The sequence below is a fragment of the SAR86 cluster bacterium genome (genome assembly GCA_023703675.1).
Classification (GTDB): Bacteria; Pseudomonadota; Gammaproteobacteria; order Magnimaribacterales; family AG-339-G14; genus AG-339-G14.
In genome coordinates, this window is sequence record CP097974.1 from 1,082,863 (window position 1) to 1,107,138 (window position 24,276).

At 35.9% G+C, this 24,276-nt stretch carries 25 protein-coding genes; 13 read left to right on the forward strand and 12 right to left on the reverse strand.

Annotated elements, in window-relative coordinates; translation table 11 throughout:
* Nucleotides 1-82: 82 nt before the first annotated feature.
* Genes pip through M9C82_05645 form a run of 3 tightly spaced genes read left to right on the forward strand, consistent with a single transcriptional unit; the run spans nt 83 to nt 2,925 of the window.
* A complete protein-coding gene (gene pip / locus M9C82_05635; protein URQ73430.1) occupies nt 83-1,045 on the forward strand; it encodes a prolyl aminopeptidase in 963 nt (320 codons plus the stop codon).
* Between the two features lie 56 nt (nt 1,046-1,101).
* On the forward strand, nt 1,102-2,328 hold the full coding sequence (locus tag M9C82_05640) for a CoA transferase (GenBank protein URQ73431.1): 1,227 nt from the start codon (nt 1,102-1,104) through the stop codon (nt 2,326-2,328).
* 3 nt (nt 2,329-2,331) lie between these two features.
* Complete coding sequence (locus tag M9C82_05645) at nt 2,332-2,925, forward strand: 2-hydroxychromene-2-carboxylate isomerase (GenBank protein ID URQ73432.1); 594 nt, start codon at nt 2,332-2,334, stop codon at nt 2,923-2,925.
* 5 nt (nt 2,926-2,930) lie between these two features.
* Here M9C82_05645 and M9C82_05650 read toward each other — a convergent pair whose 3' ends face one another.
* Together M9C82_05650 and M9C82_05655 are read right to left on the reverse strand one after the other, a co-directional pair.
* A complete protein-coding gene (locus M9C82_05650) occupies nt 2,931-3,665 on the reverse strand; it encodes a glutathione S-transferase N-terminal domain-containing protein (GenBank protein ID URQ73433.1) in 735 nt (244 codons plus the stop codon).
* 1 nt (nt 3,666) lies between these two features.
* The gene (locus tag M9C82_05655) at nt 3,667-4,866 is read right to left on the reverse strand and encodes an aromatic ring-hydroxylating dioxygenase subunit alpha (protein ID URQ73434.1); all 1,200 of its coding nucleotides are present in this window, start codon (nt 4,864-4,866) and stop codon (nt 3,667-3,669) included.
* Nucleotides 4,867-4,971: 105 nt separating this feature from the next.
* Between M9C82_05655 and M9C82_05660 the strand changes: the two genes are divergently transcribed.
* Nucleotides 4,972-7,455, forward strand: coding sequence for a TonB-dependent receptor (locus tag M9C82_05660; GenBank protein ID URQ73435.1), 2,484 nt, complete (start codon nt 4,972-4,974; stop codon nt 7,453-7,455).
* Nucleotides 7,456-7,461: 6 nt separating this feature from the next.
* Here the strand turns inward: M9C82_05660 and M9C82_05665 are convergent, their stop codons facing one another.
* Both M9C82_05665 and M9C82_05670 read right to left on the reverse strand, forming a co-directional pair.
* Nucleotides 7,462-8,103 (reverse strand): VTT domain-containing protein, encoded by a 642-nt coding sequence (locus tag M9C82_05665; protein ID URQ73436.1) that lies wholly within the window; start codon nt 8,101-8,103, stop codon nt 7,462-7,464.
* Entirely contained in the window at nt 8,100-9,671 is a 1,572-nt protein-coding gene (locus M9C82_05670; protein ID URQ73437.1) for an arylsulfatase, read from the reverse strand. Before M9C82_05670 ends, M9C82_05665 begins: the two co-directional genes overlap by 4 nt.
* A 73-nt stretch (nt 9,672-9,744) precedes the next feature.
* On the opposite strand from M9C82_05670, the gene M9C82_05675 reads away from it, so the two are divergent.
* Nucleotides 9,745-10,230 carry a hypothetical protein gene (locus M9C82_05675; GenBank protein ID URQ73438.1) on the forward strand — a complete coding sequence of 162 codons (486 nt, stop codon included), beginning with the start codon at nt 9,745-9,747 and terminating at the stop codon, nt 10,228-10,230.
* A gap of 42 nt (nt 10,231-10,272) precedes the next feature.
* Here the strand turns inward: M9C82_05675 and M9C82_05680 are convergent, their stop codons facing one another.
* Nucleotides 10,273-12,777, reverse strand: a complete 2,505-nt coding sequence (locus M9C82_05680) for a TonB-dependent receptor (GenBank protein URQ73439.1) — start codon at nt 12,775-12,777, stop codon at nt 10,273-10,275.
* A 169-nt stretch (nt 12,778-12,946) separates the two neighbouring features.
* On the opposite strand from M9C82_05680, the gene M9C82_05685 reads away from it, so the two are divergent.
* Genes M9C82_05685 through M9C82_05700 form a run of 4 tightly spaced genes read left to right on the forward strand, consistent with a single transcriptional unit; the run spans nt 12,947 to nt 15,641 of the window.
* Nucleotides 12,947-13,249: a DUF1330 domain-containing protein gene (locus tag M9C82_05685; protein ID URQ73440.1), complete on the forward strand. Its 303-nt coding sequence runs from the start codon at nt 12,947-12,949 to the stop codon at nt 13,247-13,249.
* A gap of 1 nt (nt 13,250) precedes the next feature.
* Nucleotides 13,251-14,381, forward strand: a complete 1,131-nt coding sequence (locus tag M9C82_05690) for an iron-containing alcohol dehydrogenase (protein ID URQ73441.1) — start codon at nt 13,251-13,253, stop codon at nt 14,379-14,381.
* 17 nt (nt 14,382-14,398) lie between these two features.
* Nucleotides 14,399-15,157 carry an SDR family NAD(P)-dependent oxidoreductase gene (locus M9C82_05695; GenBank protein URQ73442.1) on the forward strand — a complete coding sequence of 253 codons (759 nt, stop codon included), beginning with the start codon at nt 14,399-14,401 and terminating at the stop codon, nt 15,155-15,157.
* A gap of 19 nt (nt 15,158-15,176) precedes the next feature.
* Complete coding sequence (locus M9C82_05700; GenBank protein URQ73443.1) at nt 15,177-15,641, forward strand: hypothetical protein; 465 nt, start codon at nt 15,177-15,179, stop codon at nt 15,639-15,641.
* A 4-nt stretch (nt 15,642-15,645) separates the two neighbouring features.
* On the opposite strand, the gene M9C82_05705 is transcribed toward M9C82_05700, so the two are convergent.
* Entirely contained in the window at nt 15,646-16,782 is a 1,137-nt protein-coding gene (locus M9C82_05705) for a nitronate monooxygenase (protein ID URQ74131.1), read from the reverse strand.
* Between the two features lie 62 nt (nt 16,783-16,844).
* Here M9C82_05705 and M9C82_05710 point away from each other — a divergent pair, with 62 nt between their 5' ends.
* On the forward strand, nt 16,845-17,714 hold the full coding sequence (locus M9C82_05710; GenBank protein ID URQ73444.1) for a DUF1295 domain-containing protein: 870 nt from the start codon (nt 16,845-16,847) through the stop codon (nt 17,712-17,714).
* A gap of 32 nt (nt 17,715-17,746) precedes the next feature.
* Here the strand turns inward: M9C82_05710 and M9C82_05715 are convergent, their stop codons facing one another.
* Together M9C82_05715 and M9C82_05720 are read right to left on the reverse strand one after the other, a co-directional pair.
* Nucleotides 17,747-18,745, reverse strand: a complete 999-nt coding sequence (locus M9C82_05715; GenBank protein ID URQ73445.1) for an alpha/beta hydrolase — start codon at nt 18,743-18,745, stop codon at nt 17,747-17,749.
* Between the two features lie 7 nt (nt 18,746-18,752).
* Nucleotides 18,753-19,367, reverse strand: a complete 615-nt coding sequence (locus tag M9C82_05720; GenBank protein URQ73446.1) for a glutathione S-transferase family protein — start codon at nt 19,365-19,367, stop codon at nt 18,753-18,755.
* A 72-nt stretch (nt 19,368-19,439) separates the two neighbouring features.
* Between M9C82_05720 and M9C82_05725 the strand changes: the two genes are divergently transcribed.
* The 3 genes from M9C82_05725 to hspQ all read left to right on the forward strand — a co-directional run bounded on the left by M9C82_05725 (nt 19,440) and on the right by hspQ (nt 21,161).
* A complete protein-coding gene (locus M9C82_05725; GenBank protein URQ73447.1) occupies nt 19,440-19,727 on the forward strand; it encodes an antibiotic biosynthesis monooxygenase in 288 nt (95 codons plus the stop codon).
* A 65-nt stretch (nt 19,728-19,792) separates the two neighbouring features.
* Nucleotides 19,793-20,779: a cell division protein ZapE gene (zapE, locus tag M9C82_05730; GenBank protein ID URQ74132.1), complete on the forward strand. Its 987-nt coding sequence runs from the start codon at nt 19,793-19,795 to the stop codon at nt 20,777-20,779.
* A 49-nt stretch (nt 20,780-20,828) separates the two neighbouring features.
* On the forward strand, nt 20,829-21,161 hold the full coding sequence (gene hspQ, locus M9C82_05735) for a heat shock protein HspQ (protein URQ73448.1): 333 nt from the start codon (nt 20,829-20,831) through the stop codon (nt 21,159-21,161).
* Here the strand turns inward: hspQ and M9C82_05740 are convergent.
* Genes M9C82_05740 through M9C82_05755 form a run of 4 tightly spaced genes read right to left on the reverse strand, consistent with a single transcriptional unit; the run spans nt 21,158 to nt 24,224 of the window.
* Nucleotides 21,158-22,360 (reverse strand): aminotransferase class I/II-fold pyridoxal phosphate-dependent enzyme, encoded by a 1,203-nt coding sequence (locus M9C82_05740; GenBank protein ID URQ73449.1) that lies wholly within the window; start codon nt 22,358-22,360, stop codon nt 21,158-21,160. The two genes, hspQ and M9C82_05740, sit on opposite strands and share 4 nt — an antisense overlap.
* Nucleotides 22,361-22,367: 7 nt before the next feature.
* On the reverse strand, nt 22,368-23,012 hold the full coding sequence (locus M9C82_05745; GenBank protein ID URQ73450.1) for an HAD family phosphatase: 645 nt from the start codon (nt 23,010-23,012) through the stop codon (nt 22,368-22,370).
* Nucleotides 23,009-23,467, reverse strand: coding sequence for an RNA pyrophosphohydrolase (locus M9C82_05750; GenBank protein URQ73451.1), 459 nt, complete (start codon nt 23,465-23,467; stop codon nt 23,009-23,011). Before M9C82_05750 ends, M9C82_05745 begins: the two co-directional genes overlap by 4 nt.
* Before the next feature lie 4 nt (nt 23,468-23,471).
* Nucleotides 23,472-24,224: an NRDE family protein gene (locus M9C82_05755; GenBank protein ID URQ73452.1), complete on the reverse strand. Its 753-nt coding sequence runs from the start codon at nt 24,222-24,224 to the stop codon at nt 23,472-23,474.
* Nucleotides 24,225-24,276 lie beyond the last annotated feature (52 nt).

Genomic DNA, 24,276 nt, shown 5'->3' on the forward strand with positions numbered 1-24,276 from the left:
AGATCAATAAATTTGTTCCATTCCACCTCTGGGCACCTTTTAAAAAATATCTTTCAAAAAAAACCTGAAGTATGATGTCTTAATGAATTTCTTCAGAAAAAAACAAATCCTTTACCCAGCAATAGAGCCATTTGACTCAGGTTTTATCAAAGACGGAATTCATGAAATTTATTATGAACAATGTGGGAATCCTAAAGGAAAACCCGCCGTTTTTTTTCATGGAGGTCCTGGTGGTGGCGCTGGTAAATTTTCAAGAAGATTTTTTAATCCAAAAAAATACAGAATTGTCCTTTTTGATCAAAGGGGTTGTGGAAAAAGTAAACCTCATGCTTGTTTAGAAAATAATACAACTTGGCATTTGGTTCAAGACATAGAAACGATAAGAAAGAAGTTAGAAATTGAAAAGTGGTTAGTATTTGGTGGATCTTGGGGAAGTACCCTTGCACTTGCTTATGCACAAAAACACCCAGAGTGTGTCACAGAACTTGTGCTGAGAGGAATCTTCATGCTGAGAGAAAAAGAATTGAGATGGTTTTATCAATATGGGGCAAGTGAAATCTATCCAGAAGCTTGGCAAGGATTTATCAATGAAATTCCAGAAGAAGAGAGATTCGATCTAATTGATGCTTATAGAAAAATTTTCAACGGTGAGGACAAGGAGAAAAAATTATCTGCTGCTAAGGCCTGGTCAAAGTGGGAAGCCTCAACGAGCTTTATAAATCATAATCCAAATGCAGTTAAAGATTCGATCAATGCTGAATTTGCGCTAGCTTTTGCTCAAATAGAAAATCATTACTTTATTAACAATGGTTTCTTAGATCACGAAAATCAGCTCCTCGATGGCGTTGACACTATAAGACACATTCCCGCAGTTATTGTTCAAGGAAGATATGACCTAGTCTGTCCAGCAACCACTGCTTACGAATTACATTCGCGTTGGCCCGAATCTAAATTAAAAATTGCTCCATTTTCGGGACACTCTGCTTTTGAAAAAGAAATTTCTAAATTATTAATTGAAACAACTGACGAGTTTTCAAGAAATTAGTTGATTGACAGACCAAATACAAACTCAATATTATTATGTTGAGAAAAGATTTTTAAATGTCGGAAAATTTATTATTAAAGGGAATAAAAGTAATTGATGCCGCTAGCTTTATTGCTGGACCTGCTTCCACAACCATACTTTCTGATTTTGGTGCCGAGGTTATTAAAATCGAGCCTCCTAAAGTAGGAGATAGTTTAAGACATCTTATCCTGCGAACTAGAAGAGTTAACCCACAGGGAGACAAAGATTACTGTTGGCATTTAACTTCTAGGAATAAAAAAAGTCTCGCATTGGATCTAAACACCTCTAAAGGCCAAGAAATCTTAAAAGAATTAATAAAAGAAGCAGATGTATTTGTCACCAACATGCCAAAAAAAACTAGAGAAAAGTTGAAAATACGTGCCGAAGATTTATTACCTATAAACGAAAGGCTAGTTTATGGATCACTAACTGGTTATGGTGAAAGCGGTGAAGACTCCCATCGAACTGCTTTTGATGTTTTGGCTTGGTGGGCAAGAAGTGGTTTGATGGATATTGTGAGACCATCTGATAATTCTTCCCCCGGATTTGTTCCGATTGGTATAGGCGATCAGCCTACTGGTGTTGCTTTGTTTGCAAGCATAATGACAGCTTTATACAGAAGAGAGAAAACTGGAAAAGGAGGAGAAGTCTACACTTCATTGATGGCAAATGGAGCTTGGTCAAATGGTAGCTATATTCAAGCAGGATTGTTCAATGCAGAATTTCCAGACCGACAAGAAGAATCTCCTCTTCATCCTTTCGGAGGAAGATACAAAACTAAAGACGGTAGGTTTTTACTCTTGGCTATAATCGACGCAGCTAAAGAATGGCCTAAATTTCTAAATGCAATGGATTTAAATTATTTAAACGAGAATGAAAAATTTTCTAGTTTTAAAAAATTAAATTCTAATTTTCATGAGTTGTACAAAATTTTAGAAGATGTATTTATACGATATAGCCTAACTGAAGTTATAGATAAATTGAGAGATTCTGGTGTTACTTTTGGATTCATGAACAAATCAAATGATCTTGCAAGCGATCAACAATTTCTTGATAGTGGGGTATTGATTAAGTATGAAAACGAAGCATTCGAAGAAGATTCTCTTACTGTAAATAGTCCAGTTTTTCTAAAAAACGAGCCTAAAAAAACTCCGGCAAAAGGCCCAGATCTTGGCGAACATACAAGAGAAATTTTAATTAGCCTTGGTAAAAGTGAAGCAGACATTAGTGCGTTAAAAGAATCTGGAATAATAGATTTTTAAAAAATGAAATCTTTAGAATATTTTTTTGACTGTAGTAGCCCCTGGACATATCTTTCATTCAGAGGAATTTTAGATCTATCAAAAAGAAAAGATTTTGAAATCATTTGGAAGCCAATTTTAGTTGGTGGCATTTTCAATTCTATTAATCCTAGTGTTTATGAAAGCAGAAAAAATCCAGTAAAAGAGAAATTAGAATATTCTCAAAAAGATCTTTTAGATTGGGCTAACTATAGAGGCATACAAATCAATTGGCCTAAAATCTTCCCTGTAAATAGTGTTAAGGCAATGAGAGGTTGCTTTTACTTTATCGATCACGGAAATTTAGAACCTTATGTTGAGCAAATCTTTAAAGCTTACTGGACCAATGGAGAAAATATTTCTGAAGATGAATTTCTAGAGAGACTCGTGGAGAAAATGGAAGTCAATCCGAAAGAATTTATCGAGTTCATAAATAATTCTGAAGTAAAACAGAGACTAGTTGATAATACCCAAAATCTAATTGATCGAGGTGGCTTTGGCTCACCAACCTTTTTTCTTGATGTAAATGATATGTATTTTGGCAATGATCGGCTTCAACTTATAGAAAAAATAATTTAATTTGATTATTCCTCTTTTTTAGCTTTTGCCATTTCTGAAATACTCTTTGCGTCTTGATTGAACATAGTTTTTAGACTTTCTTTGGATATACCCTTTCCAAAATTTCTAACCTCCTTACCGACTTCGATGCCCTTTCTCACTGCTGGTCTAGACTTGATGGCATCAAACCACCTTCTAACATTTGCAAAAGAATCCAAATCTACTTCATATCGCTTGTAAGCTGTAACCCAAGGGAATGAAGCCATATCTGCAATTGAATACTCTCCAGCAAGATATTCTCTTTCAGCCAAAACTCGATCCATTACGCCGAGCAGACGATCGTATTCGTCTTTGTATCTTTTTTCAGAGTAAGAATGATCACCAGGAAAATTTGGCGCGTAATTTACAAAATGACTCACCTGTCCTGCCATTGGGCCTAAACCGCCAACTTGCCAAAATAACCATTCAAGAACTCTTTCTCTTTCAGGCGAAGTTTGAGGAAAAAACTTCCCAGCCTTTTCTGCTATGTACATCAAAATAGCGCCAGACTCAAACACACTTATCGGCTCACCATTAACAATATTTTCATGGTCAACAATTACTGGCATTCTATTGTTGGGGCTTATCTTTAGAAAATCGGGTTTGAATTGATCGCCGCTGCCCAAATTTACAAACACTACTTTGTAATCCATTCCACACTCTTCAAGCATTATCGAAATCTTCCAACCATTAGGAGTTGGCGCGTAATATAAATCGATCATTTTAAACCTTTATTAAAGGCAATTTTTGCAGACCCAAAGCGTCTCTGTAAGTGTTGTGATAATGATGAAGTGCAGGTTCATTTTTTCCAAAAGTCAAAAAATCTAGATGGCCAGAATTTAGCCCTTTATGAGAGGATGCGGCAGCGACGTAATCTTCGTCTCTAATCACACTACCAAAAGCGCTGTATAACTCTTCCAAGGGGTTTTGTCCGGTCTCCGCGGATACACCCATTTTATTGGCTGCTTCAATAGCTTCTGGATAAAAATAAAATGAAATTTTTGAAACACTTTTATGCGGAGAATTTTCCAGAGGATATTCTTTTACGAGAAAGGCTCCCTCAGGAGTAGGCATAAAAATTATGTTTGGAAACAAATAGTAAACTGGTAAAGAACCAGTACAAATCTTCCAATCTTTCTCGGGTAATTTTCTCATTTCATCTATGTCACGCTTACATAAAATCAATCTTCCATTCCTTTCAAAACTATCAAACATCTGACAGTTGCCATGAAATGACTGAAAAAGAGAATCTTTATGCAATACCGAAAAATGATAGGTTTCCCCGAAAGTATCGATTGCTAATTTCCAATTCATCTCTGTTTGATATTCTTCTTCATTGGAAAGAATTAATCTGTCGAAATCCCAAGCTTGAAATTCTTTTTCTAACTTACTGCCCAATAATTCATCTAATTTTATTTCCCCATCTGATCGAGGGTGAACCCAAAGAAATCCATATTTTTCCAAACTTGGCAACTCGGTCAGACCATAACAGTCTTTATCTATTTTTCCAAACTGATCACTTTTGGGATATCCGACTAAAGCTCCATTGTTATCAAAAGTCCAACCGTGGAAAGGACAAGAAAATTTCGCTTTAACCCCACGCTTTGCTTGCTCTATTTGGGCGCCACGATGTGAACAAACATTAGCGTACGCCTTAAACTTTCCTTTAGCGTCTCTTGTAGCAAGGATTGATGAACCAAAATCTTCAATAGTCACATAACTATTTGGTTCAGACAAATCTCCAGACATGCCAATAATTTGAGGATGATTTTTAAAAAACGTATCCCATTCTAAATCTAGCCTTTTTTGACAAGTGTAGGTGTCAGCTGGAGTCTTCATAATACCTCCAGCATCTACATTAGTTTTGGCATCGAGATGCCCAATTAAGCCCTTCAAGAGCCTATTTTGTTCTTTCAGTAACATACAGAAATGATAATTATTTTTTTATTTTTTTCCAGTATTAAAATTTTTATTTATTAGTTGATTAGCTGAGTAATTACATTATCATTTAGTTTTTTCGGGGGGAAAGTGCGCTTAAAAATTTTATTAATAATTATTTCATTAAATCCTGTTTTAGGATTTTCTCAATCTACTCAAAACACTTTTAGTAATATTTCTGAAGAAGTCATTGTCACCGCGAGAAAACGAGAGGAAGGTTCTCAATCTGTACCTATTTCAATTTCTGCATTTTCTGGTGAAACTCTTGAAGAAGTTGGTATTTTCACCTACGAAGATCTTGATCGAGTTTCGCCTAATCTACAAGTCGTTAAGAATGGTGCTTATGGAACATCTGCTGTAACAATTAGGGGTGTTGGCGGAAGTGGATTTTCGGTTACTTCTGAGTCTCAAGCGGCAACATACATAGATGGAATTTATGTCTCGAGAACTCAAGGAAATTTCCTAGACCTTTGGGATTTAAATAGAGTGGAAGTTCTAAAAGGGCCTCAAGGAACTTTATTTGGAAAAAACTCAACTGTTGGAGCCGTTTCTTTTTTTTACAACAAGCCAAGTCTGGAAAAAGAAAATTTTAAAGTAAGAATTGGTGCGGGTAGTGATTCAAGAGATGAATTGGCTTTTATGGCTAATTTACCTATTTCAGCTAATTCAGGGTTAAGGGTGTCGTATAGTAGCGAGAGACAAGATGGATACATTTACAACAATACTTTAAATGATTTTTCTGGAGAAATAGATGCAGAAACTTTAAGAATATCTGGTTTGTATAAATTTAACGACGATTTTACTCTTAACCTTTCTCACGTTATTTACAACAGAGATGGAAGTCGTGCGCTAGGAGCCTGTAAAATCGTTGCCCACCCTTTGAACGGTTCTGGAGCTATTGGCATAAACGCTTCAGCTTTAATGGGAGCTGCGGCAGTTGCTGATCCAACGCTAGCTGCAGCTATTCAGAATAATTGTAATGCTAGCGTTCCTGGAGTAAGTGGCACTTCTCTGAGTAGTCCTAGAGTAGAAGATGATTTAGAAAGAACAACTTTAGATTTTAATTATTCTAATGATTATGGCGACTTAAAGCTTTTGATAGGAAGCACTCAATTGGATTCTTTGAATGGAAATCTAGGGTTAAGTGTTGGTGGCAATAGACCTTCAAATGCTTTGCCATCCGATGGTAAAAAAGCTGCCGGATATCTTGATCCAAGAGACATCGTAAACGATGCCAACGCAAATCAAATTGAACTGAGGTGGTCTGGTAAAGCTTTGAATGGAAAACTTGATTACGTTATTGGTGCGTATACTTTTGATGAGGCTGGAATCAACCAACTGAACACAATGTATTATGACGGAGTCGGAACTGATGAAACCCAAGCAACAGTTGATGCAAGAGCTAATGTCATGCTGGCTTCTGTGTTTGCTTTGTTAGGAAAAGATTGTTCTGACCCAGCTACCCAAGCCAGATACTGTGCAACTGTTCAAAGTCTACAAGCTTTTAGTTCTCAGCAAACTACTTTTGCAGAAAATGACTCTACCGCATATTTCTTTGAAGGCACATATGCATTGAATGATAAAACTAACATGACACTTGGTTTCAGAACATCCAAGGAAAACAAGATGGTAAAAACTTATTCAGACGCAATAATTCCTGGGCTGAGTAATGGCTTTGGAGGGGTAAGATCGCCCGTAGCGCAAACATGCTCTCAAACATTTTTTCAAGGCACTGCTTTAAATTTTGGACCTGCTGGAACTTTTTACAAAGACTCCTATTGTTTAGGAAATGAAGAGTTTAAAAACGATTCTTCCAGATTTGCTATCGATTATTCTTTGAATAATGACTCTTTAATATACTTTTCTTATGCAAAAGGCTTTGCCTCTGGGGGATTTAGTAATGACGACAAAGTTACAGGCTTCCCAGCAGAAACTGCGGACAATTATGAAATCGGAACCAAAGGAACTTACCTGAACAATAGACTGCAGTTGAACGCAAATTTATTTTTCTTTGAATACGTCAATAACCAAAGGACTATTGGAAAGATTGCTCAAAACGGAGTTGCTTCTATAGTTACTGTTCCCATTCAAAAAGCTGAAGTGGACGGTTATGAAATCGAATTGAAATATTCATTAACGGACAATCTATCCTTATTGTCTTCTAGAGGAGTTTACGGAGGAAAATACAAAGAGTTTTTTGACGACAGTGGTAACGACTTCACAAAATATGCTTATGATGCAGAGGGTCCTGAATCTAGAACGAATTTTACGTTTTTGCATAACTTTTCTTTAAGGGGAGGATCTGTATTAACTTCTCTCAGTTGGACTCATGTTGGTGACGATTTCACAACTACAGAGCTTTACGACTATTCTCAGCTTCATAGCTATTCAACTTTGGACTTTAACTCGAGTTGGCAAATTTCTGATAGTCAGACCATATCTTTAATTGGAAAAAATATAACAGACGAATTATATGGCTACGCTCAATTTGGAGATCCTTTTCTTGCAAGTTTTCAAACAACTTATTACGCTCCTGGGGAAGAGTGGAAATTAACTTATCAGCAATCCTTCTAAGAGCTTTTATTTTTTTAAAAACTTGTAATAAGTCCAATAGAGCCCCGCAGGCAATATCGCAGCTCCTATAAGAGCTAATGTAGATGAATTTGTTTCCATAGCAGCTGCGCCAATACCCGAAAAAATAACAGCCACGCCAATATTAGTTAATCCAATTACAACCAAAAAATTTTTAAAGGGCATTTTTGCTAGTCCAGCACTTATAGTAATAAGCTCGGCAAAAGCCGGAATTGGTCTTGAAAGAATTAACCCTAGAACGCTAAAATTTTTTAACGATTTTTCAGCCTCAATAAAATCACTTTCACTTATCATTTTTTTTGCCAAAGGTCTCGCTGCAAATCTACCTAAAATATAGCCAACACAAGCTCCAAAGTTCAAGCCTATCCAAACAACAAATGATGCAAGCGCCCAGCCAAGTGAGATGCCAGCTAATGTATTTGTTAAACCATTAGGCACGGGTAAGAGAACATCGGCAGTTAAGGCAATTATCACCACTATGGCGATAAAAAATTCGTTATTACCAGCCCAATCCAAGACGGCTTCGCCGTAGTTAGAAAGAGGACCTTCAAAAAGAGTTAGTGGTAGGATCAAAGAAGTAAAAACGATTATTATGAATATCGTCCATCTAAGCCAAGTTGCAAAATTCATTTACTTCTTAAAAATTTAAAATAAATTAGAGGAGCCAATATTAATAATACTAAGATTGTTAGATACTCTTTGAAAGCCAAAGTCAAAATCCATAAAGTTATAAAAAAAGTATTAATAGTATTCGGTGGAGGGTTGAGCTCATAATTTCCCTCCAACCAAGGCGAAGCTAAAGATTCTCCTCCTTGTCTGTCATCACCATGCAAGTAAGCATGGGCAGGATTCATATCGCCTACAACGTCTCGCTCTACAATCGAAGAGAGGGTTTTTTTCATCTTTTCAAAAACCTCAGGTTCTTCTTCTGAGAGATCAACTGCTTCGTAAGGATCATCCAAGATGTTGTACAAACTGTAAGAAGCAGAGACAGGTATCAATTGAGGTCTGGATGAATAAAGTTTCCATTGACCATCGAATAAAGCTCTCTCATCTGCAATTACTCTAGCCCCAACAAACGCATTTTCTGGAGCGATTACTGTATTAGAAATTAGATTATCCCATTTATTTTTGCCGTCTAATTTTTCCATTCCTTCCGTTTCGATATTTGCTGCAGCCAGCAAAGTAGGTAATAGATCTTGAACAAAGAAAAATTGATCAGATTTAGAGTCTTCAATCACGCCCTTCCACCAGATAGCTGCTGGAACTCTGATGCCCCCTTCAAGTGCTGAAACTTTACTGCCTCTCAACCCAGCAGTACTACCTTTGGCATCTATTAAATTCGGTGCGATGACCTTTACAATTGGATCAATATCAAAAACAGGGCCATTGTCACTAAAAAATACAATAATAGTCTCTTCTAATATCCCTTCACTCTCAACGGCTTGAATTATTCTTCCTATTTCTCTATCTAAGGCAGAAACATTGGCAGCGTAAACTCTGTCTTTTTTATCTTCTAAGTATGAAAAAGCTTCAATATCTTTTGGTTCAGCCTGAATTGGAGTGTGCGGCGCATTAAAGGCTACGTAGAGAAAAAGAGGTGTATTTTGATCCTTATTTTGAATAATTTTAATGGCCTCGGTTGCAATTAACTCAGTTGAATACCCTTCTTCATATAATGTCTTTCCATTCCTGTGCCAATCCAACCGACCTGCAGCGGTATGATCAAAATACCCGATGCCTCCAGTCATGTGCCCATAACTACTATCAAACCCCCTGTTAGTTGGCCAAAATTCTTTTTTTGCCATACCCAAATGCCATTTTCCCGATAGCGCTGTTTGATATCCTGCCTCCTTAAAATACTGAGGCATAATCTTCAAATCTGATGGCATTCCAGTTTGTTCTGCAGCTGGATTCATGAAAGGCCTCACAACACCGTGATTGAATATATGTAAACCTGTCAACATAGAAGCTCTCGTTGGACTGCATACAGGGTTAGAATAAAACCTATTCATTTCCATCCCTTTTTCAACTAGTTGGTCAATATTTGGGGTTGGTATAAAGCCTCCATGATAAGAAACATCACCCCATCCTAGATCATCCGTTAAGATTATTAAAACGTTTGGATTATCGGAGGCTTTTGTAAGAAATGAACTAAATATAGCTAAAAAAATAACGCAAGACTTAATCCACTTCATGACTTTTTTAATTTTTAGAATTTTTCCCCTTTGAAATGCTATTCTATCAAATAAGTTAAATGGATTTACTTTTATGAGCAATAAATTGAAAGACCTATCAAAACTAAAATCATTATCAGAAGCTATGCTTCATTTCGAACTATCAAAATACGAAGTGTTTTCTAAATTTGCTGAAACTTCAGATTGGAATCAGGTTTATGTGAATGATAGTAGGTATGAGCTCATCAGATTAATTATGATTTCTAATTTTGTATCAAAGGGCTATTTCACGATGAGTGATTTGGTTGGTGTAACTAATTTAAATACAAGAAGTATTGAAAGATTAATTAGCAGATCGACTAAAGCTAACTATTTTGTAAAAAAACCTAGTAAGGACAAAAGAGTGATTGAGTATCACCCAACTGAAGAGACTTTTTCTATGATAGCGATGCATCTTTCCTTAATGGAGGTGCTTATGAATTCATTAGGGGAGGGAGTAAAAGAGGTTTACGAAAAGAATCTTAATATTTCCGCAGAAGAATTAAGAAAGATAATTGAAGAATTGGAAAGTAGAAATTAAAAAAGGCGTCTAATTCCTTAGACGCCTTTTTGATGAATAAACTTAAAAGTTACTTGTTACTTCAATACCGTATCTTCTTCCATCGGCCATAGCATAACGCTGGCCTCCACCACCACTTCTTCCAAGTTCAAGCGCTACTCGCTTGTACTCAAAATCACTACAGTTAGTGCAGAAAAAGCCAATGTCAAAGTTGCCTGCTCTTTCAAGAGTTATATTTAAATTGACCATTGTAAAGTCTTGAACATCATTAACATTTGTCCAAGGATCTAGTCCTAAAACGTAATCGTCTTTATAAGCTGCCGCAAGACTGTAAACAATATCGCCTGCTGCAACTGGTTGCACGTGTTCGACACTAACGTTTAAGTTGTTTTCAGCACTTTGAGGCATTTGTTTCCCAGCAAGGTTTACTGCTGCAGAAGGATCTCTATCATCTAAGAATCTATCCCAACTGGCATCAATGTAAGAATAAGCAACGGAAAATCTAGTTTGCGGAGTTAAAGCCGTTCTGTAGGCTAAATCAAGACCATTGATAGTTGCGTCTCCAGTCTTTACACAACCTGCAGGACCAGCCGCCGTAGTGCAAACTAACAATTGTTGATGATCAGTATAATCGTAAGTGTAAGCAATGGCTTCTAATTGACTTTTACCCTCTTGAAGAGTTGCTTTGTAACCCAATTCAATCATTTCAAGTTCTTCCATGGCAGCAGGAGTATCTGCCGCTGATGCGCTGAAGTTAGCAAATCCTACGCTTCCTGCTTTGAATCCAGCAGCAAAAGTTAACCAAGCCAAACTGTCATCACCGACATATTCAAGAGTTGCTTTGGGGTTAAATTCTTCATGAAAGGAACCATTGTTTACTACAAATGGAGCGGTTACGAAAGGTACTCTAAGAGCATTTGTTGAACCAGTGTAAGTATAAGGCTTGTCATGATCAGTATATCTTCCTGCTAGTAATAAATTAAGTTGCTCTGTTAGAGGAAATTTAACATTGGCAAAAATTGCATTTGATTCGGTGTCCAAATCTACGTTTACTGAACTTGTCCACTCTCCGGTTAAAGCTTGGTTTAAATTTGCAACATCAATAGCATCAACAAACTCACCAAATGGAACAGGTCTTTGAGTAGTTGGATTCATGAAAGCTCTACAGTTTCCTGCAGTGGCACAAGCTTGATATGCCGCAATAATATTTGGCACAGCTGCTGGATTTACACCAATTGTGTAATCTCCTGCAGCAGCTTCGGTAGTGTTAGCTGCAGAGACTGCAGCTGCAGCTGCTCCTAATCCAAAGGCGGCAGCAAAACTACTTTGATTTCCAGAGGCAAAGGTATCTAATCTTGAACCCTCGTCTCTCATTGCATAAACACCTACTGACCATTCGATTTCATCAGAAGGATCTGAATCAAGTCTGAGCTCAAGTGAAGTAGTTTCGGTATCCGCAGCGTGTTCTTGAAATATTGCATTAAGATCTAATTGGTCAAAATCTCTGTCTTCAAAAGAATTAACCTTTTGGTATCCAAGGACTGAAGTCAATGACATTCCACCAAGATCAGTTGTTGAAGAAAAAGAGACATCCGTTGTTTCAACTACATTAAAACCCGAAATAGTCATCGCTTGGCTGTACTGATCCGAAAGTGCAGCTACTACTAAAGGGTTTGACATATTTGCTGTTCCTAAAGTCTGATAGGAAGACGGAGCTGCATTAGCTGAACAAACATCTCCATTGGTGTTATTTGCAGGTAACCCAGCAACTCCGAAATATTCAGCTGCTTGGCCAGGTGCTTTTGAATTACAAAGAAAAGCTACTTCAGAGATAGTAGCGTCTTGCTCAAGCAAAGTATTAGCCATTTTCAAATTCCATTCCGTGGCTCCAGCTTCTCCATAAAAAGAAAGCCTATAACCAGACAAATGGACTCCATCGTCTTGGCCAGAATTAGGGTCAAATGAAACTCCCTCATCGACTTCTTTAATTAGATTAAATCTAGCAGATACGGCATCGGTAATTCCACCTTGCAAACTTAAATTTAAATCTTGTCTACCATTGTTTCCACCTTTGATTTTTATTCGAGCGGATTGTTCTTGGGTTGGTTTTTTTGTAACAATGTTTACGATTCCACCTAAAGCATTAGTTCCATAAATTGCCCCTTGAGGTCCTTTTAAAATTTCTAATCTTTCAATGTCATCGAATCCGTTCATAAAAGTAGAAACTCTTGGCTGAGTTACTCCATCTACAACCATGGCAACAGATGGGTCAACAGCAATATCAAAACCATAGGTTCCTACACCTCTTATTCTTACTCCCATTCTGGCTTTTCCCTCTCCAGAGACTTGAACGTCAGGAGTTAAAAGAGCAATGTCGTCAATTGCGTTTACTCCGGCCTGATCAAGATCTTCTCCTGAAACAGCAACCAAAGCAGCTGACGTATCCATTAAAGTTGATTCTCTTTTTTGAGCGGTAACTACCAACTCTTCTAAGACTGCATCTTGCGAAAATGCATATAAAGACGTGATTAACGGCGCTGCCATTAAACATAGCTTAAAAATTTTCATTTATTTTCCCCCATATGTGTAAATTGCTAAGCAATTCTGTTAAATATTACTGATTATTGTTTCTGAATTAAAGACAATTAAGCCGCCTTTGAGTCGGTAAATTAATATAAAGAAAAAATCTTGTTTTTTTTGTTAAGATATTTATTCGTCGAAAGTATGGGGTAAGACTATGTCAAGTAAAGTATACGTGATTGCAAATTTTGAAATTAAAGATACCGAGAATTTTCGTAACTATGAAAAAGGTTTTTTCGGGATTTTAAAAAAACATGGTGGTGAATTTATAACCTTTGATGATGCTCCAGAAAAAATTGAAGGCGAGGGTTTAAAAGGTCGAGTTGCAATGTGGACATTTAATTCAAAAGACGAGTTTGACAAGTGGTACAACGATGAGGAGTATCAAAACCTTTCGAAAGAACACAGACATCCAAATTCAATAATGCATAATTTATCTGTAATCAAAAGCTTGGGATAAAATGCAGCTAAATTTTTTTAATAAACCTCACTTCGAAAATGGATCTTTAAAGAAAATTTCAGAGGTTTTAAAAGCTCATGGAATAAAAAAACCTCTCATTTGCACAGATCCTGGACTTTCGTCTATTGGGATGACAGATAAAATTAGAAATCTTTTGTCTAACGAACTTTCTCCTACATTTTACGAAGAAACTCCAGCAAATCCTACAGAGAAGGCAGTTAATGAAGCTCTGGATGCTTACAAAACTAACGATTGTGATGGAGTAATCGGATTTGGTGGTGGATCCAGCATGGACCTAGGTAAAGCTGTTGCATTAATGGCCAATCATGAAGGAGATGTAGTGGACTATTCTCTGAATGAAGGAGGTTTTGGGAAAATAAACAAAACTGTTCCTATGATTGCTATTCCAACAACTTCTGGAACAGGAAGTGAAGTTTCAGTTGGTTCTGTAATAATTATGAATGATGGTAGGAAACTTATTTTAGCAAGTGAACATTTAAGACCAGCCGCTGCAATATGTGATCCAGAACTTACACTAGGCTTGCCGCCAATCTTGACAGCCGGGGCAGGAATGGATGCTTTAACTCATTGCATTGAAGCTATCATGTCACCAATTAACGATCCGCCAGCCGAAGCAGTTGGCTTGGATGGTATTGAAAAAATAATAAAGAAAGAAAGTCTTGTCAGAGCTTGTGAAGATGGTCAGGATAAGGATGCGAGATGGAATATGATGATGGCCTCTACTGAGGGAGCTATGGCATTTACAAAAGGACTGGGAGCAGTTCATTCCATGAGTCATGCCATTGGTGCTGATCAAGAACTAAGGTTGCACCACGGAACTCTAAATGGAGTTATATTACCTACTGTATTGAGATTTAATAAAGATCATGTGGGTGATAAGTATCCAAGAATTGCGCAAGCTATGGGGAAAAATGAATCGGCAGACCTTGCGACAGAAATTGAGAAATTAAATGAAAAGATTGGTTTGCCCGGAGGACTAAAAGAAATGGGAGTTACCGAAGATATGATTCCTGAACTTGTAAAACATTCGATAACTGATCCAAGTAACGTGACAACGCCAAGATTACCTAATCCTGAAGAATGGGAAAGATTATTTTTAGATGCAATGTGAGGAGTTTTAATTAAATTATGGAAAAAGTTTGTTTAGTGATTGGAGCTGGTGCTGGTATTGGGGGAACAGTGGCTAAAAAATTTGCCTCCGATGGATATCATGCATACCTCGCGAGGAGAACCGATGAAGAAGGTTTAAAGAGACTTATAAAAGAAATAGAAGATGCAGGCGGCAAGGCTTCAGGTTCGCTTTTGAACGTTATAGAAGAAAATTCTATCGAAGATTTAGTAAATAAAATTGAATCAGAAATTGGTCCTATTGATACGGTGATTTATAACATTGGCGCCCAAATTGGGGATCGAGCTTTAGCCGATACAAGTTATAAAGCTTTTGAAATGGGCTGGCGCATGGCAACTTTTGGTTTGTTCAGGCTCGCCCAAGTGCTCACTCCAAAGATGAAAGAAAGACAATCTGGCAATATTATTGTTACTTCAGCGACATCGGCAGTTCGTGGCAATGGCGGTCAACATTCTCATGCTGCCGCAATGGGCGGAAGACGAATGTTGTGTCAGTCTTTAAACGCGGAATTTTCTAAAGATGGAATTCATGTCGCACATGTAATTATTGACGGCGCTGTAGATGCTCCAGATACTTTAGGAAAAATGTTAGGCCCTGAATTATTTGAGCAGTTCAAAGAAAAGAAAGGTGAAAACGGTATGATAATTCCTGAGGAAGTAGCTGAAACTTACCTTTTTATTGCGAAACAAAAAAAATCAACTTGGACTCACGAAATTGACATCAGGGCTTTTTCAGATCAAGCTTGGTGGAATCATTAATGTTTGACTAATCCTAATTATGAAAATAATTTCAATTCTTTTATTACTAATCTCCCCCTCTTTACTTGCAATGCATCATGGAAAACTTGATGTAATAGTTTTTGCTATTGATTTAGAAATTAACCAAGGAAAGGAAGAAAGTGCGGTTAGTTTTGTTTCAAACATTACAGAAAACGTCAAAAATAATGAACCGCAAACTTTGGTTTACCAATATCACTTCTCTGATGAAGAAAACAAAGTCTTTTTGTTAGAAATATATCCAAATAATGAAGCAGCTTTATTCCATATGAAAAACTTTACTGGCAGTAAGTGGGAAGCAGGATTTGTTGAAAACTTTACTATTAAAAGTGCTTCAATCTTGGGAAATGCAAGTTCAAAGCTTAAAGCGGCCTTAGGTCCTTACACAGAAGATTTTCGAAGTAATCTTTATGGTTTCGACAGAGTTGCGGGTGAACTCGGTGAAGAAATCTCTAAAATTAAGTAAAATTTTAACTTATAAAGTCGTTCAACCTTTCATAAGCATTTATAAAATCTTCTTTAAACTCTTGGACTACGTCGCTAGCTGAGATACTTTGATTCATTAATCCAACGCCTTGGCCAACCCAATAAGTTGCTAGGTCTTTTGCACCATCGTGTCCTCCTGCTGCCAGTTTATTAACTTTTTGCAATGCTGGCTCAGCAACCATTGGTTGCAAAGGCATTGGTAGAGGTTCTGGAGCTGTCTCTGACTCCCATGCTTCCGTCCAAGGTGTTACTAATTGCCTAGAATGCTTACCAGTTCTACTTCTAGATCTTACCGTTTGACTTGAATTTGCAGCCACCATTTTCTCTTTTACAATTGGATCAACTTCTGACTCGATTGTGGTCAACCAAACCGACCCACACCAGGCCCCTGACGCTCCCATTGCCATAGCAGCAGCCATCTGTTTACCAGTCACAATTCCACCAGCAGCCAAAATAGGTACATCTCCGTATGGTTGAATAGCTTCATGCACTTCAGGTATCAAAACCATCGTGGAAACACTCCCACAGTGTCCTCCGGCTTCAGTTCCGGAAACGACAAGAATGTCAACTCCAGCTTTCACCTGATTGATAGCGTGTTTTGCTGTTCCCAATAAAGCTGCGACCTTGCAATTATTTTCTTTGCCCATCTCAATCATCCAATCTGGTGGAACTCCAAGAGCATTGGCAATAATTTTTATAGGGTGATTAAAGGCAACGTCTAGCAAAGCTTTAGCTCCATCGGATTGAGTATTTTCGGCAAATCCTGATCCTGCGGTATCTATTTCTCTTAATTCAGGAGAATCAATACCATGTTTTTCTAAAACATCGGCCCTAAAATCAGCATATTCTTGAGGTATCATTTTTGCCAATTTTTCAGGATCAAACTTTTCATCCTTGCCAACCATTTTGTTTGGAATGAGGACGTCAACTCCATAAGGCTTTCCATCAATGTGGTCATCGATCCATTTCAATTCTTTTTCTAGTTGTTCCGGCGACATTCCGACAGCTCCAAGAACACCGCAGCCTCCTGCTTTCGAAACAGCAACTACTACGTCTCGGCAATGCGAGAAAGCTACCAGAGGAAATTCAATTTCTAACATTTCACAAATTGGTGATTTCATCATATTTCTCCTTTCTTTTTTAATTTTCCTTTCAATCTATATTAAGTTTATACTGGCAAAATATGAAGCCTTTTTCTTCAATATTTTTTATGCTTCTTTCTATCTCAATTGGCTTTCTTTTCACTTTTGCTATTTCTGCAAACTCTGTTCTCTTCGCTGACATCCCAATAATGTATATCGTTACTCTGTATATATTTATCTTGCAGTGGATAATCTTTATTCCTTCTTATGTCTATCAAACCGAGCATTATTTCGATCTAACTGGCTCAATGACCTATATAACCGCTATTTTATTAGTTACCTTATTTTCCCAAGAGATAAATTTAAGAGACGTATTAATTTGTTCGCTTATTTTAATCTGGGCAAGTAGATTAGGTTTATTTCTTTCAAGAAGAGTAAAAAATGCTGGCGAAGACAAAAGGTTTAAACATATTAAGCCCAATTTCTATCAATTTTTGATGGCCTGGACTATTCAAGGGCTTTGGGTACTGATTACTGCTGGAATGGCCTTTGCTGCTTTAAGTTCTCAAAAAGAAATAGGTATCGACGCCTTTGCTGTCACTGGTGGAATAATTTGGTTATTAGGTTTTGTGATTGAAGTGTTATCAGATCAACAAAAAAGTAAATTTAAAAATAATCCTGAAAATGCAGATAAATTTATTCAAAGCGGTCTTTGGTCTTGGTCCAGACACCCTAATTATTTTGGAGAAATTGTTTTATGGATTGGAATTGCCATTATTGCCTTCCCAGTCATTGAGAGTTGGCAATATGTAGCTCTTATTTCTCCAATTTTTGTAATTTTTTTACTGACTATGGTTAGTGGTGTAAACCTTTTAGAAAAACAGGGAATGCAAAAGTGGGGTCATGAGGAAGATTATTTGAATTACTTAAAAAGAACAAGCTCTTTAATTCCTCTTCCTCCAAAGAGCTAAAACTTATTTTTTTATCGGTGAAAAGCTTATTATTAAATACTTTTAAGCCATTTCCCTAAAATTTTATTCAGTTCCTCAGGCTTTTCTTGAGCCATCCAATGACCGCAATCAATTCTCTCTTCTGTTAGATTTTTGCATAATTCTCTCATTGGCTGGGCAAATTTTGGAGAAGAGGTGGTATCACAAACATAATCGTACGTAGCATGGACAAATAACGAAGGCATGTTCAAAGAATGATCATCTTTTAATTCATTAAATTTTTGATTTTCATCTCCATTTACGTACCAAGAATTAGGGCCAAAAAATGAATTTTTTTGTAAATGGCTTGCAAATATTTTTGCTTCTTCCTCGGATATTACGTCTTCATCAATAGGAAAATCAGGGATTCCTCCTAATTCTGAAAACCAACCTTTGTTTTTTCTTGTTGATGAGGTTGCCGCAGGAAGTCCTTGACCCATAGGATCTCCTTTTCTAAATAAAATTTTTATTAATTTGAAAGGATCCTCGTCCATTTCTCTTTGAGCAGCGTCAAAATTTTCGTAATAATATAACTGATAATCCCACTGACCCACAGGGTATTCTTCTTCAGGATATATTTCTCTATTTACACTTTCTGCTAAATTGTCTGGATGACCGCCAAAACCATAAGGAACACATAAGCTGCATACAGCTTTGACTTTTTCAGGATGATGCAGCGCCATGTTCCATGCAACCGGAGAGCCCCAATCATGACCAATCCAAATTGCTTTTTCTCTACCTAACGAATCAAACAATTCCAGCATGTCTTTGTTTACAAGTTCTTGTGTATAAGCCGCATGATCTTTATAAATTGAAGAACGACCATAGCCTCTCATATCTGGAGCGATTGCAAAGTATCCTAGATTTCCCAAAAATTTCAATTGATGTCGCCAGCTTAAAGACAGTTCGGGCCAACCGTGAGTCATTATGATCAGCTCACCATCTTCAGGTCCACAAGATAAATAAAAGGATTTGTGTCTTTCACTTTCAAAAAAATTTTCTTTAATTTCCATAATTTAGTTACTCTTCGAATTTATAAGATTTAGATTTTTTAAATGCTTCTCTTTCAAAAAGGGAATCCGTCCATCGCTTTATATTTGGCTTAAAAGCTTGATGTATTCCTAGAGAATCTGCTAAAAGTATTGCGTAACTAACGCATATGTCTGCAATAGTAAATCTATCGGAGCATAAATATTCTTTACCCTCTAGAGAGGTTTCTAAAAGTTTCAATCTTGAAACAAACCATCTGCTGTAGCCATCAACTGCAGCATCTGCAACTCCAGGCTCTTGAAGTTTGTATCTCAAAACAACTGTTTGCGGGAAAGTTAACGTTGCATCTGCATGATAAAGCCAATTCAAATAAGTGGGATAATCCTTTTCATCTGGCATCACTCTTAAGTCAGAAGGACCATATTTTTCTACTAGATATTGAGACATTGCAACCGATTCTGTCATTTTCACATCTCCGTCAATCATGTAAGGAATTGTTCCGAGCATGTTTACCTCGAGATACTCCTTCATGAACACTCTTGGAGGAAAAGGCATCATAGTCAATTCATAATTTAAACCCATTTCTTCGGCTGTCCAGATTGGTCTCATGGCCCTTGAACTTTCTGTTGCCCAAATTTTTATCATAATTATTATCCCCAGATTTGTATCAAACTATTTAGAAAAGTAGAATAATTATAACTTAATGAGAGGAATATTATGATTGGAGCAATTGCAAAATTAAAAATAAAAGAAAACGAATTAGATAATTTCAAAGAGGTGATGAGAAAACTTGTACAAGCTGTTTCTGAAAATGAACCCGGTTGCGAATATTATCAAATGCATGAAACGTCTGATCCTCAGATCATTATGATGATAGAAATTTACAAAGACGAGGAAGCTCATGCCAATCATACTCAAACCGAGCATTTCAAAACTATTGCGATGGAGTTAGCGCCCTTTTTAGATGGTGCGCCTGAGATAACCACTCATAAGCTAATAAGCTGAGAAAGTATTACTTACAAGCCGTTGAGAACGGCCAAATAGAATTTGATGAAAACCAAATCAAATTAATTGAAAAGTTAGAACCTAAATTAGTTTATTCAGAAAGACATACCTTTCCATTAAGTATTTTTAAAAAATCTAGACTTCCTAGGAGTATTTATATCTATGGAGAAGTTGGAAGAGGTAAAACTTTTTTAATGGACTTATTTTTTAAGGAATTGAAGTCTAAAAAAAAAATAAGGTTACATTTCCACAGATTTATGAAGCTTCTTCATGAAGATTTAAATAAATTTAAAGGTCAGAAAGATCCTATCAACAAAATAGTTAAAAATTTAACCAAAAAATATTCCTTTTTTTGTTTTGATGAATTCTTTGTTGAAGACATTGGAGATGCCATGCTTTTGGGGAAATTTATGCAAGAATTTTTTAAATCTAAAGCTTGTTTTGTCACAACGTCTAATTTGAAGCCCTCTAGGCTTTATGAAGGCGGACTACAAAGAAAATTATTTCTTCCGGCAATTGAAGCAATTGAAGAAAATTGTGAAGTTTTTAACTTAAACTCAATAAACGATTATCGCCTTAGAACTTTAGAACAAAATGAATTGTTTTTTTTCCCAACCTCAAAAATAGTTAAAGAAAAGTTAGAAACCATATTCAACTCACTCAAAGGAATTAATGAGATTCAAATAAAACAAATTGAAATCCTTGGAAGGAAGATTGAAATAATAAAATCCTCTAAAGGTGTTATTTGGTTTGATTTCAGTAACATTTGTTCTGCTCCGAGAAGCTCAATGGATTACATAGAAATATCTAAAGAATTTCAAACTTTAATCATTTCTGATATGAAAAAGATTGAGTCAGATGATGTCGCCAGACGTTTTATTAGTCTTATCGACGAATGTTACGACAGAAGAGTCAAAATAATAATAAGTGCTGAAGAAGATTTCAGAGATATTTACAAAGGAACAAACCTTAGAGAAAAATTTAAAAGAACAATTAGCAGATTGATAGAAATGCAATCTAAAGATTACTTAAAAGAAGCTCATAAGGCTTGAATTAATTTAAGATGTCACTAGATATAATAGTGTAGAATAAATTAATTAAATGAAAGAAGTAGTCGAAACCAATTTTTCAATAGGACAAGTTGTTAAGCACAAATTTCTCGATTTTAGAGGAGTCATTTTCGATGTTGATCCTGAGTTCAACAACACAGAAGAATGGTACCAAAGCATCCCATCACAAATAAGGCCAAGTAAAGATCAACCTTTCTATCATGTCTTTGCCGAAAATGACGACGTTTTCTACACAGCGTATGTTTCTCAACAAAACTTATTAGTAGATGAGTCTAATGAGCCCGTAGCGCATCCTGATGTAAACGCTAATTTTGGTCCTTTTAACGGAAAAGTTTACGAAATCCTTCAAGGCGCAAGAAACTAACCTGCTAACATTACCGAAGTTATAAAAACTTCCATTGCTTTTTTTAACTCTAAATTGCTTATTTTCGTGGGAGAAATTCTCAAGTTTTGATTCTTGGGATCTTTTCCATAAGGGAATGTTGCGCCTACTGGAGTAAGTTTTAAACCAGCGTTTTCACATAGCTTGTAGATTTTTTTAGCTTTACCTGGTTTTGAATTAAAAGAAACAAAGTAACCGCCTGTTGGCTTTGTCCAGTCGGCCATATCGGATGGTAGTTTTGAGAGATAGTTTTCTACAATTTCAAATTTTTTTGACAACACCAAAGAGTGTTTATCCATATGTTTTTTTAAAGATTTTTTATCTTTCAAAAACTTTGAATGTTTGGCTTGATTTATTTTATCCGAGCCAACTCTTGTGTTTTGATAAAAGGATAAAAAATTAGATAAAGTTTTTTCCGAGGCAGCTAAGAAAGAAATCCCTGCGCCTGCGAAGGTAATTTTGCTTGTACTTGCAAACATAACAATATTATCTGAAGTATTTGATTTTTTACAAAAATTAAAAATATTTCCTAGTTTCTTTGATCTTTTAAAATCATGAACGCTATAGGCGTTGTCGTAAAAAATCATAAAATCTTTAGAGGCTTTTTTGGGAAGTTTTGCCAGCCGCTCCAAAACTTTAAGAGAGTAAGTTTCACCAGTAGGGTTAGAATGTTTTGGCACGCAAATTATTCCTTTTATCGATTTATCTTTTTTCACTAATTTTTCAGCATAATCCATATCCGGACCATCGCCCTTGAGAGGAACATTTATCATATTAATGCCCATCATTTCTAGGAGAGAAAAATGTCTATCATATCCAGGCACCGGACATAAAAAAGAAATTTTTTTATAATCTTTCCAAGCTGCGCCGTTGATGCCCTTAAAGAAAAGCGCTTGAATAACCATTGAAGTCAAATTAAGACTACTAGTTCCGTTTGCTATTACGTTCTTATAATTTATTCCTAGTAATATTGCGCCTAATTTTCTTGTTGAATCTAAGCCTTTTATTAAACCGTAATTCCTTAAATCCTCTCCATCAAAATTAAATTTATTTTTCAAAATTTGGTCCATGGGTTCGGAAAGCTTTAATTGTTCTTTGGATGGTTGGCCCCTTGTCAGGTCGAGGTTTAACTTCTGGTCCAATAATTTCTTATAATTTTTTTCTATTTCTTTTTTTGTCATAAGATTTTCATCTATTTAAAATTAGTAAATTTCTTTCCAAAGCATATTGTTCTAATTTTTTGTCTGGAGAAACTATGATACTACTTGGACAAGCTTTTATTAAAGGCAAATCATTTATCGAATCAGTATAAAAGACAGATTCTTTAAGGAGATAATTGTTATCTTTACACCACTCTTTAACTTTCTCTAATTTTCCAATTCCAAAAGCAGCTTTGTTTAACACTCCTGTAATTTTATCGTCTATGACTTCGTATGATGAACCGATAAATTCATTTATTCCAAAATAATTAGAAAATCCTTCAACAATAAAATCTAATGATCCAGATGCTATTATCCTAAAATCATTTTCATGTTTTTTGAGTAACTCAAACGTAAAAGAATCAATCAATTTTCCCTCATGGGACTCAATAAATTCTTTAACTAATTTGTTTAAGTCATTGACATTCATGTCAATCAACGGACTTAGAAGAAATGAACAATATTCATCAAAATTTAAATTGCCTGATCTATAGTCAATTTCGAAAGCCTTAATTTTTTTTAGATAAACCTCTTCTTCAATGTATCCTTTTTCAACAGTAAATTTAGCCCAATGGAACTCACTATCGCCGCAAAGTAATGTATCGTCCAAATCATAAATTGCTAATTTTTTCATAACAATTCTCTTAACTCCTTCAATGCCGATCGATAAGCTTCTTTTTTAAAATGTATTATTTTTGTCAAAGGAAACCAAAAAGAAACCCAATCAAATTTATCGAACTCTGGCGAGACGTCTTTGCTCAAGTCAATTGAGCAGTCTTCTCCTTTCAACTTTAGTAAAAACCAGGTTTGTAATTGGCCTTTGTATTTTCCACCTAGAACTCTTGATCTTATAGTAATAGGAATATCATATTTTATTTCCTCTTTTGTTTTACCCAAAATTTCTACCTCTGATGATTTGAGCCCTACTTCTTCATAAAGCTCTCTGTACATTGCATCTTCACAGAGTTCATTTTCATCTATTCCGCCCTGAGGAAATTGCCAATTTTCTGTTCCTTTTCTTCTGCAAAGAAGAACTTGGTTATTTTTATTCAATACAACCATTGCAACGTTTTTTCTATATCCTTGCATTTATTTAAGAGTTAACTTTAAATTCAAATGTATTTGAATCAGATAAATTACTTGAACTGTCATATATTACCTCTGTGACTTTGACTGTGTCTTTTCGATCAATTGTAATGACAGTTGTCGATCTAGTCCCATAAATGTCAGAAGTAATAAATCTTGAATCAAACTCGCTTCCATGGTTTTGGTTAATTTGTGCGAGGTTGAATTCATAATTTTTTTTTGGTTTTTGCATAAGTTCAATTAAATCTTGATGAGTAAAAGTTTGATTTAAGATACTTTTAAAATCCTCTTTTGCACTTTTCAATTTATTTGTTTCTGTATTCAAAGCTCGATTACCAATGACTACTAATTCTTGGCTGAAATTTTCGATTCCTTGACTGGAAATTATTGAAAAATATTTCAAATCAGAAACAATCAAGTTAAAGCCCATGTATTTATTTAATTCGACTTTTTGAACATATTCTTCGGGCGTCAAGGATGAATTTAAAAAATTTTTTACTAAGTCTCCTCGCGACAAAAAATTTTCTTTTGTATCTGTTTGGTAAAATTCTCTTACGTTAGTCACAGCCGCAAATCTGCCAGATTTTGTTATTCCAAGCCAAGTACCACCTTGTTCTAAATCTTGTCCAGCAAGTAATCCATCAACATCATTCCACCAAAACATATTTTTAGTTTTTCGTTCGTAAAATTCATCTCTATTCGAAGTAAGAACGAATTTATAATCGCCTAAACTTGGCATTGATAACAAAATTAAACACATGCTTGAGAAAACTTAAGTTTATCAGAGGTCTTAGATAAGCGATAATGCGATG

Bases quoted from the DNA above. Each gene is read 5' to 3' on its own strand.
- M9C82_05720 (URQ73446.1), bottom strand. From the start codon at position 19,367: ATGATAAAAATTTGGGCAACAGAAAGTTCAAGGGCCATGAGACCAATC.
- M9C82_05670 (URQ73437.1), bottom strand. From the start codon at position 9,671: ATGAAGTGGATTAAGTCTTGCGTTATTTTTTTAGCTATATTTAGTTCA.
- pip (URQ73430.1), top strand. From the start codon at position 83: ATGAATTTCTTCAGAAAAAAACAAATCCTTTACCCAGCAATAGAGCCA.
- M9C82_05705 (URQ74131.1), bottom strand. From the start codon at position 16,782: ATGAAATCACCAATTTGTGAAATGTTAGAAATTGAATTTCCTCTGGTA.
- M9C82_05725 (URQ73447.1), top strand. From the start codon at position 19,440: ATGATTGGAGCAATTGCAAAATTAAAAATAAAAGAAAACGAATTAGAT.
- M9C82_05750 (URQ73451.1), bottom strand. From the start codon at position 23,467: ATGCAAGGATATAGAAAAAACGTTGCAATGGTTGTATTGAATAAAAAT.
- M9C82_05745 (URQ73450.1), bottom strand. From the start codon at position 23,012: ATGAAAAAATTAGCAATTTATGATTTGGACGATACATTACTTTGCGGC.
- M9C82_05700 (URQ73443.1), top strand. From the start codon at position 15,177: ATGAAAATAATTTCAATTCTTTTATTACTAATCTCCCCCTCTTTACTT.
- M9C82_05690 (URQ73441.1), top strand. From the start codon at position 13,251: ATGCAGCTAAATTTTTTTAATAAACCTCACTTCGAAAATGGATCTTTA.
- M9C82_05675 (URQ73438.1), top strand. From the start codon at position 9,745: ATGAGCAATAAATTGAAAGACCTATCAAAACTAAAATCATTATCAGAA.
- M9C82_05740 (URQ73449.1), bottom strand. From the start codon at position 22,360: ATGACAAAAAAAGAAATAGAAAAAAATTATAAGAAATTATTGGACCAG.
- M9C82_05685 (URQ73440.1), top strand. From the start codon at position 12,947: ATGTCAAGTAAAGTATACGTGATTGCAAATTTTGAAATTAAAGATACC.
- M9C82_05665 (URQ73436.1), bottom strand. From the start codon at position 8,103: ATGAATTTTGCAACTTGGCTTAGATGGACGATATTCATAATAATCGTT.
- hspQ (URQ73448.1), top strand. From the start codon at position 20,829: ATGAAAGAAGTAGTCGAAACCAATTTTTCAATAGGACAAGTTGTTAAG.
- M9C82_05645 (URQ73432.1), top strand. From the start codon at position 2,332: ATGAAATCTTTAGAATATTTTTTTGACTGTAGTAGCCCCTGGACATAT.
- M9C82_05640 (URQ73431.1), top strand. From the start codon at position 1,102: ATGTCGGAAAATTTATTATTAAAGGGAATAAAAGTAATTGATGCCGCT.
- M9C82_05755 (URQ73452.1), bottom strand. From the start codon at position 24,224: ATGTGTTTAATTTTGTTATCAATGCCAAGTTTAGGCGATTATAAATTC.
- M9C82_05695 (URQ73442.1), top strand. From the start codon at position 14,399: ATGGAAAAAGTTTGTTTAGTGATTGGAGCTGGTGCTGGTATTGGGGGA.
- M9C82_05680 (URQ73439.1), bottom strand. From the start codon at position 12,777: ATGAAAATTTTTAAGCTATGTTTAATGGCAGCGCCGTTAATCACGTCT.
- M9C82_05650 (URQ73433.1), bottom strand. From the start codon at position 3,665: ATGATCGATTTATATTACGCGCCAACTCCTAATGGTTGGAAGATTTCG.
- M9C82_05655 (URQ73434.1), bottom strand. From the start codon at position 4,866: ATGTTACTGAAAGAACAAAATAGGCTCTTGAAGGGCTTAATTGGGCAT.
- M9C82_05710 (URQ73444.1), top strand. From the start codon at position 16,845: ATGAAGCCTTTTTCTTCAATATTTTTTATGCTTCTTTCTATCTCAATT.
- M9C82_05715 (URQ73445.1), bottom strand. From the start codon at position 18,745: ATGGAAATTAAAGAAAATTTTTTTGAAAGTGAAAGACACAAATCCTTT.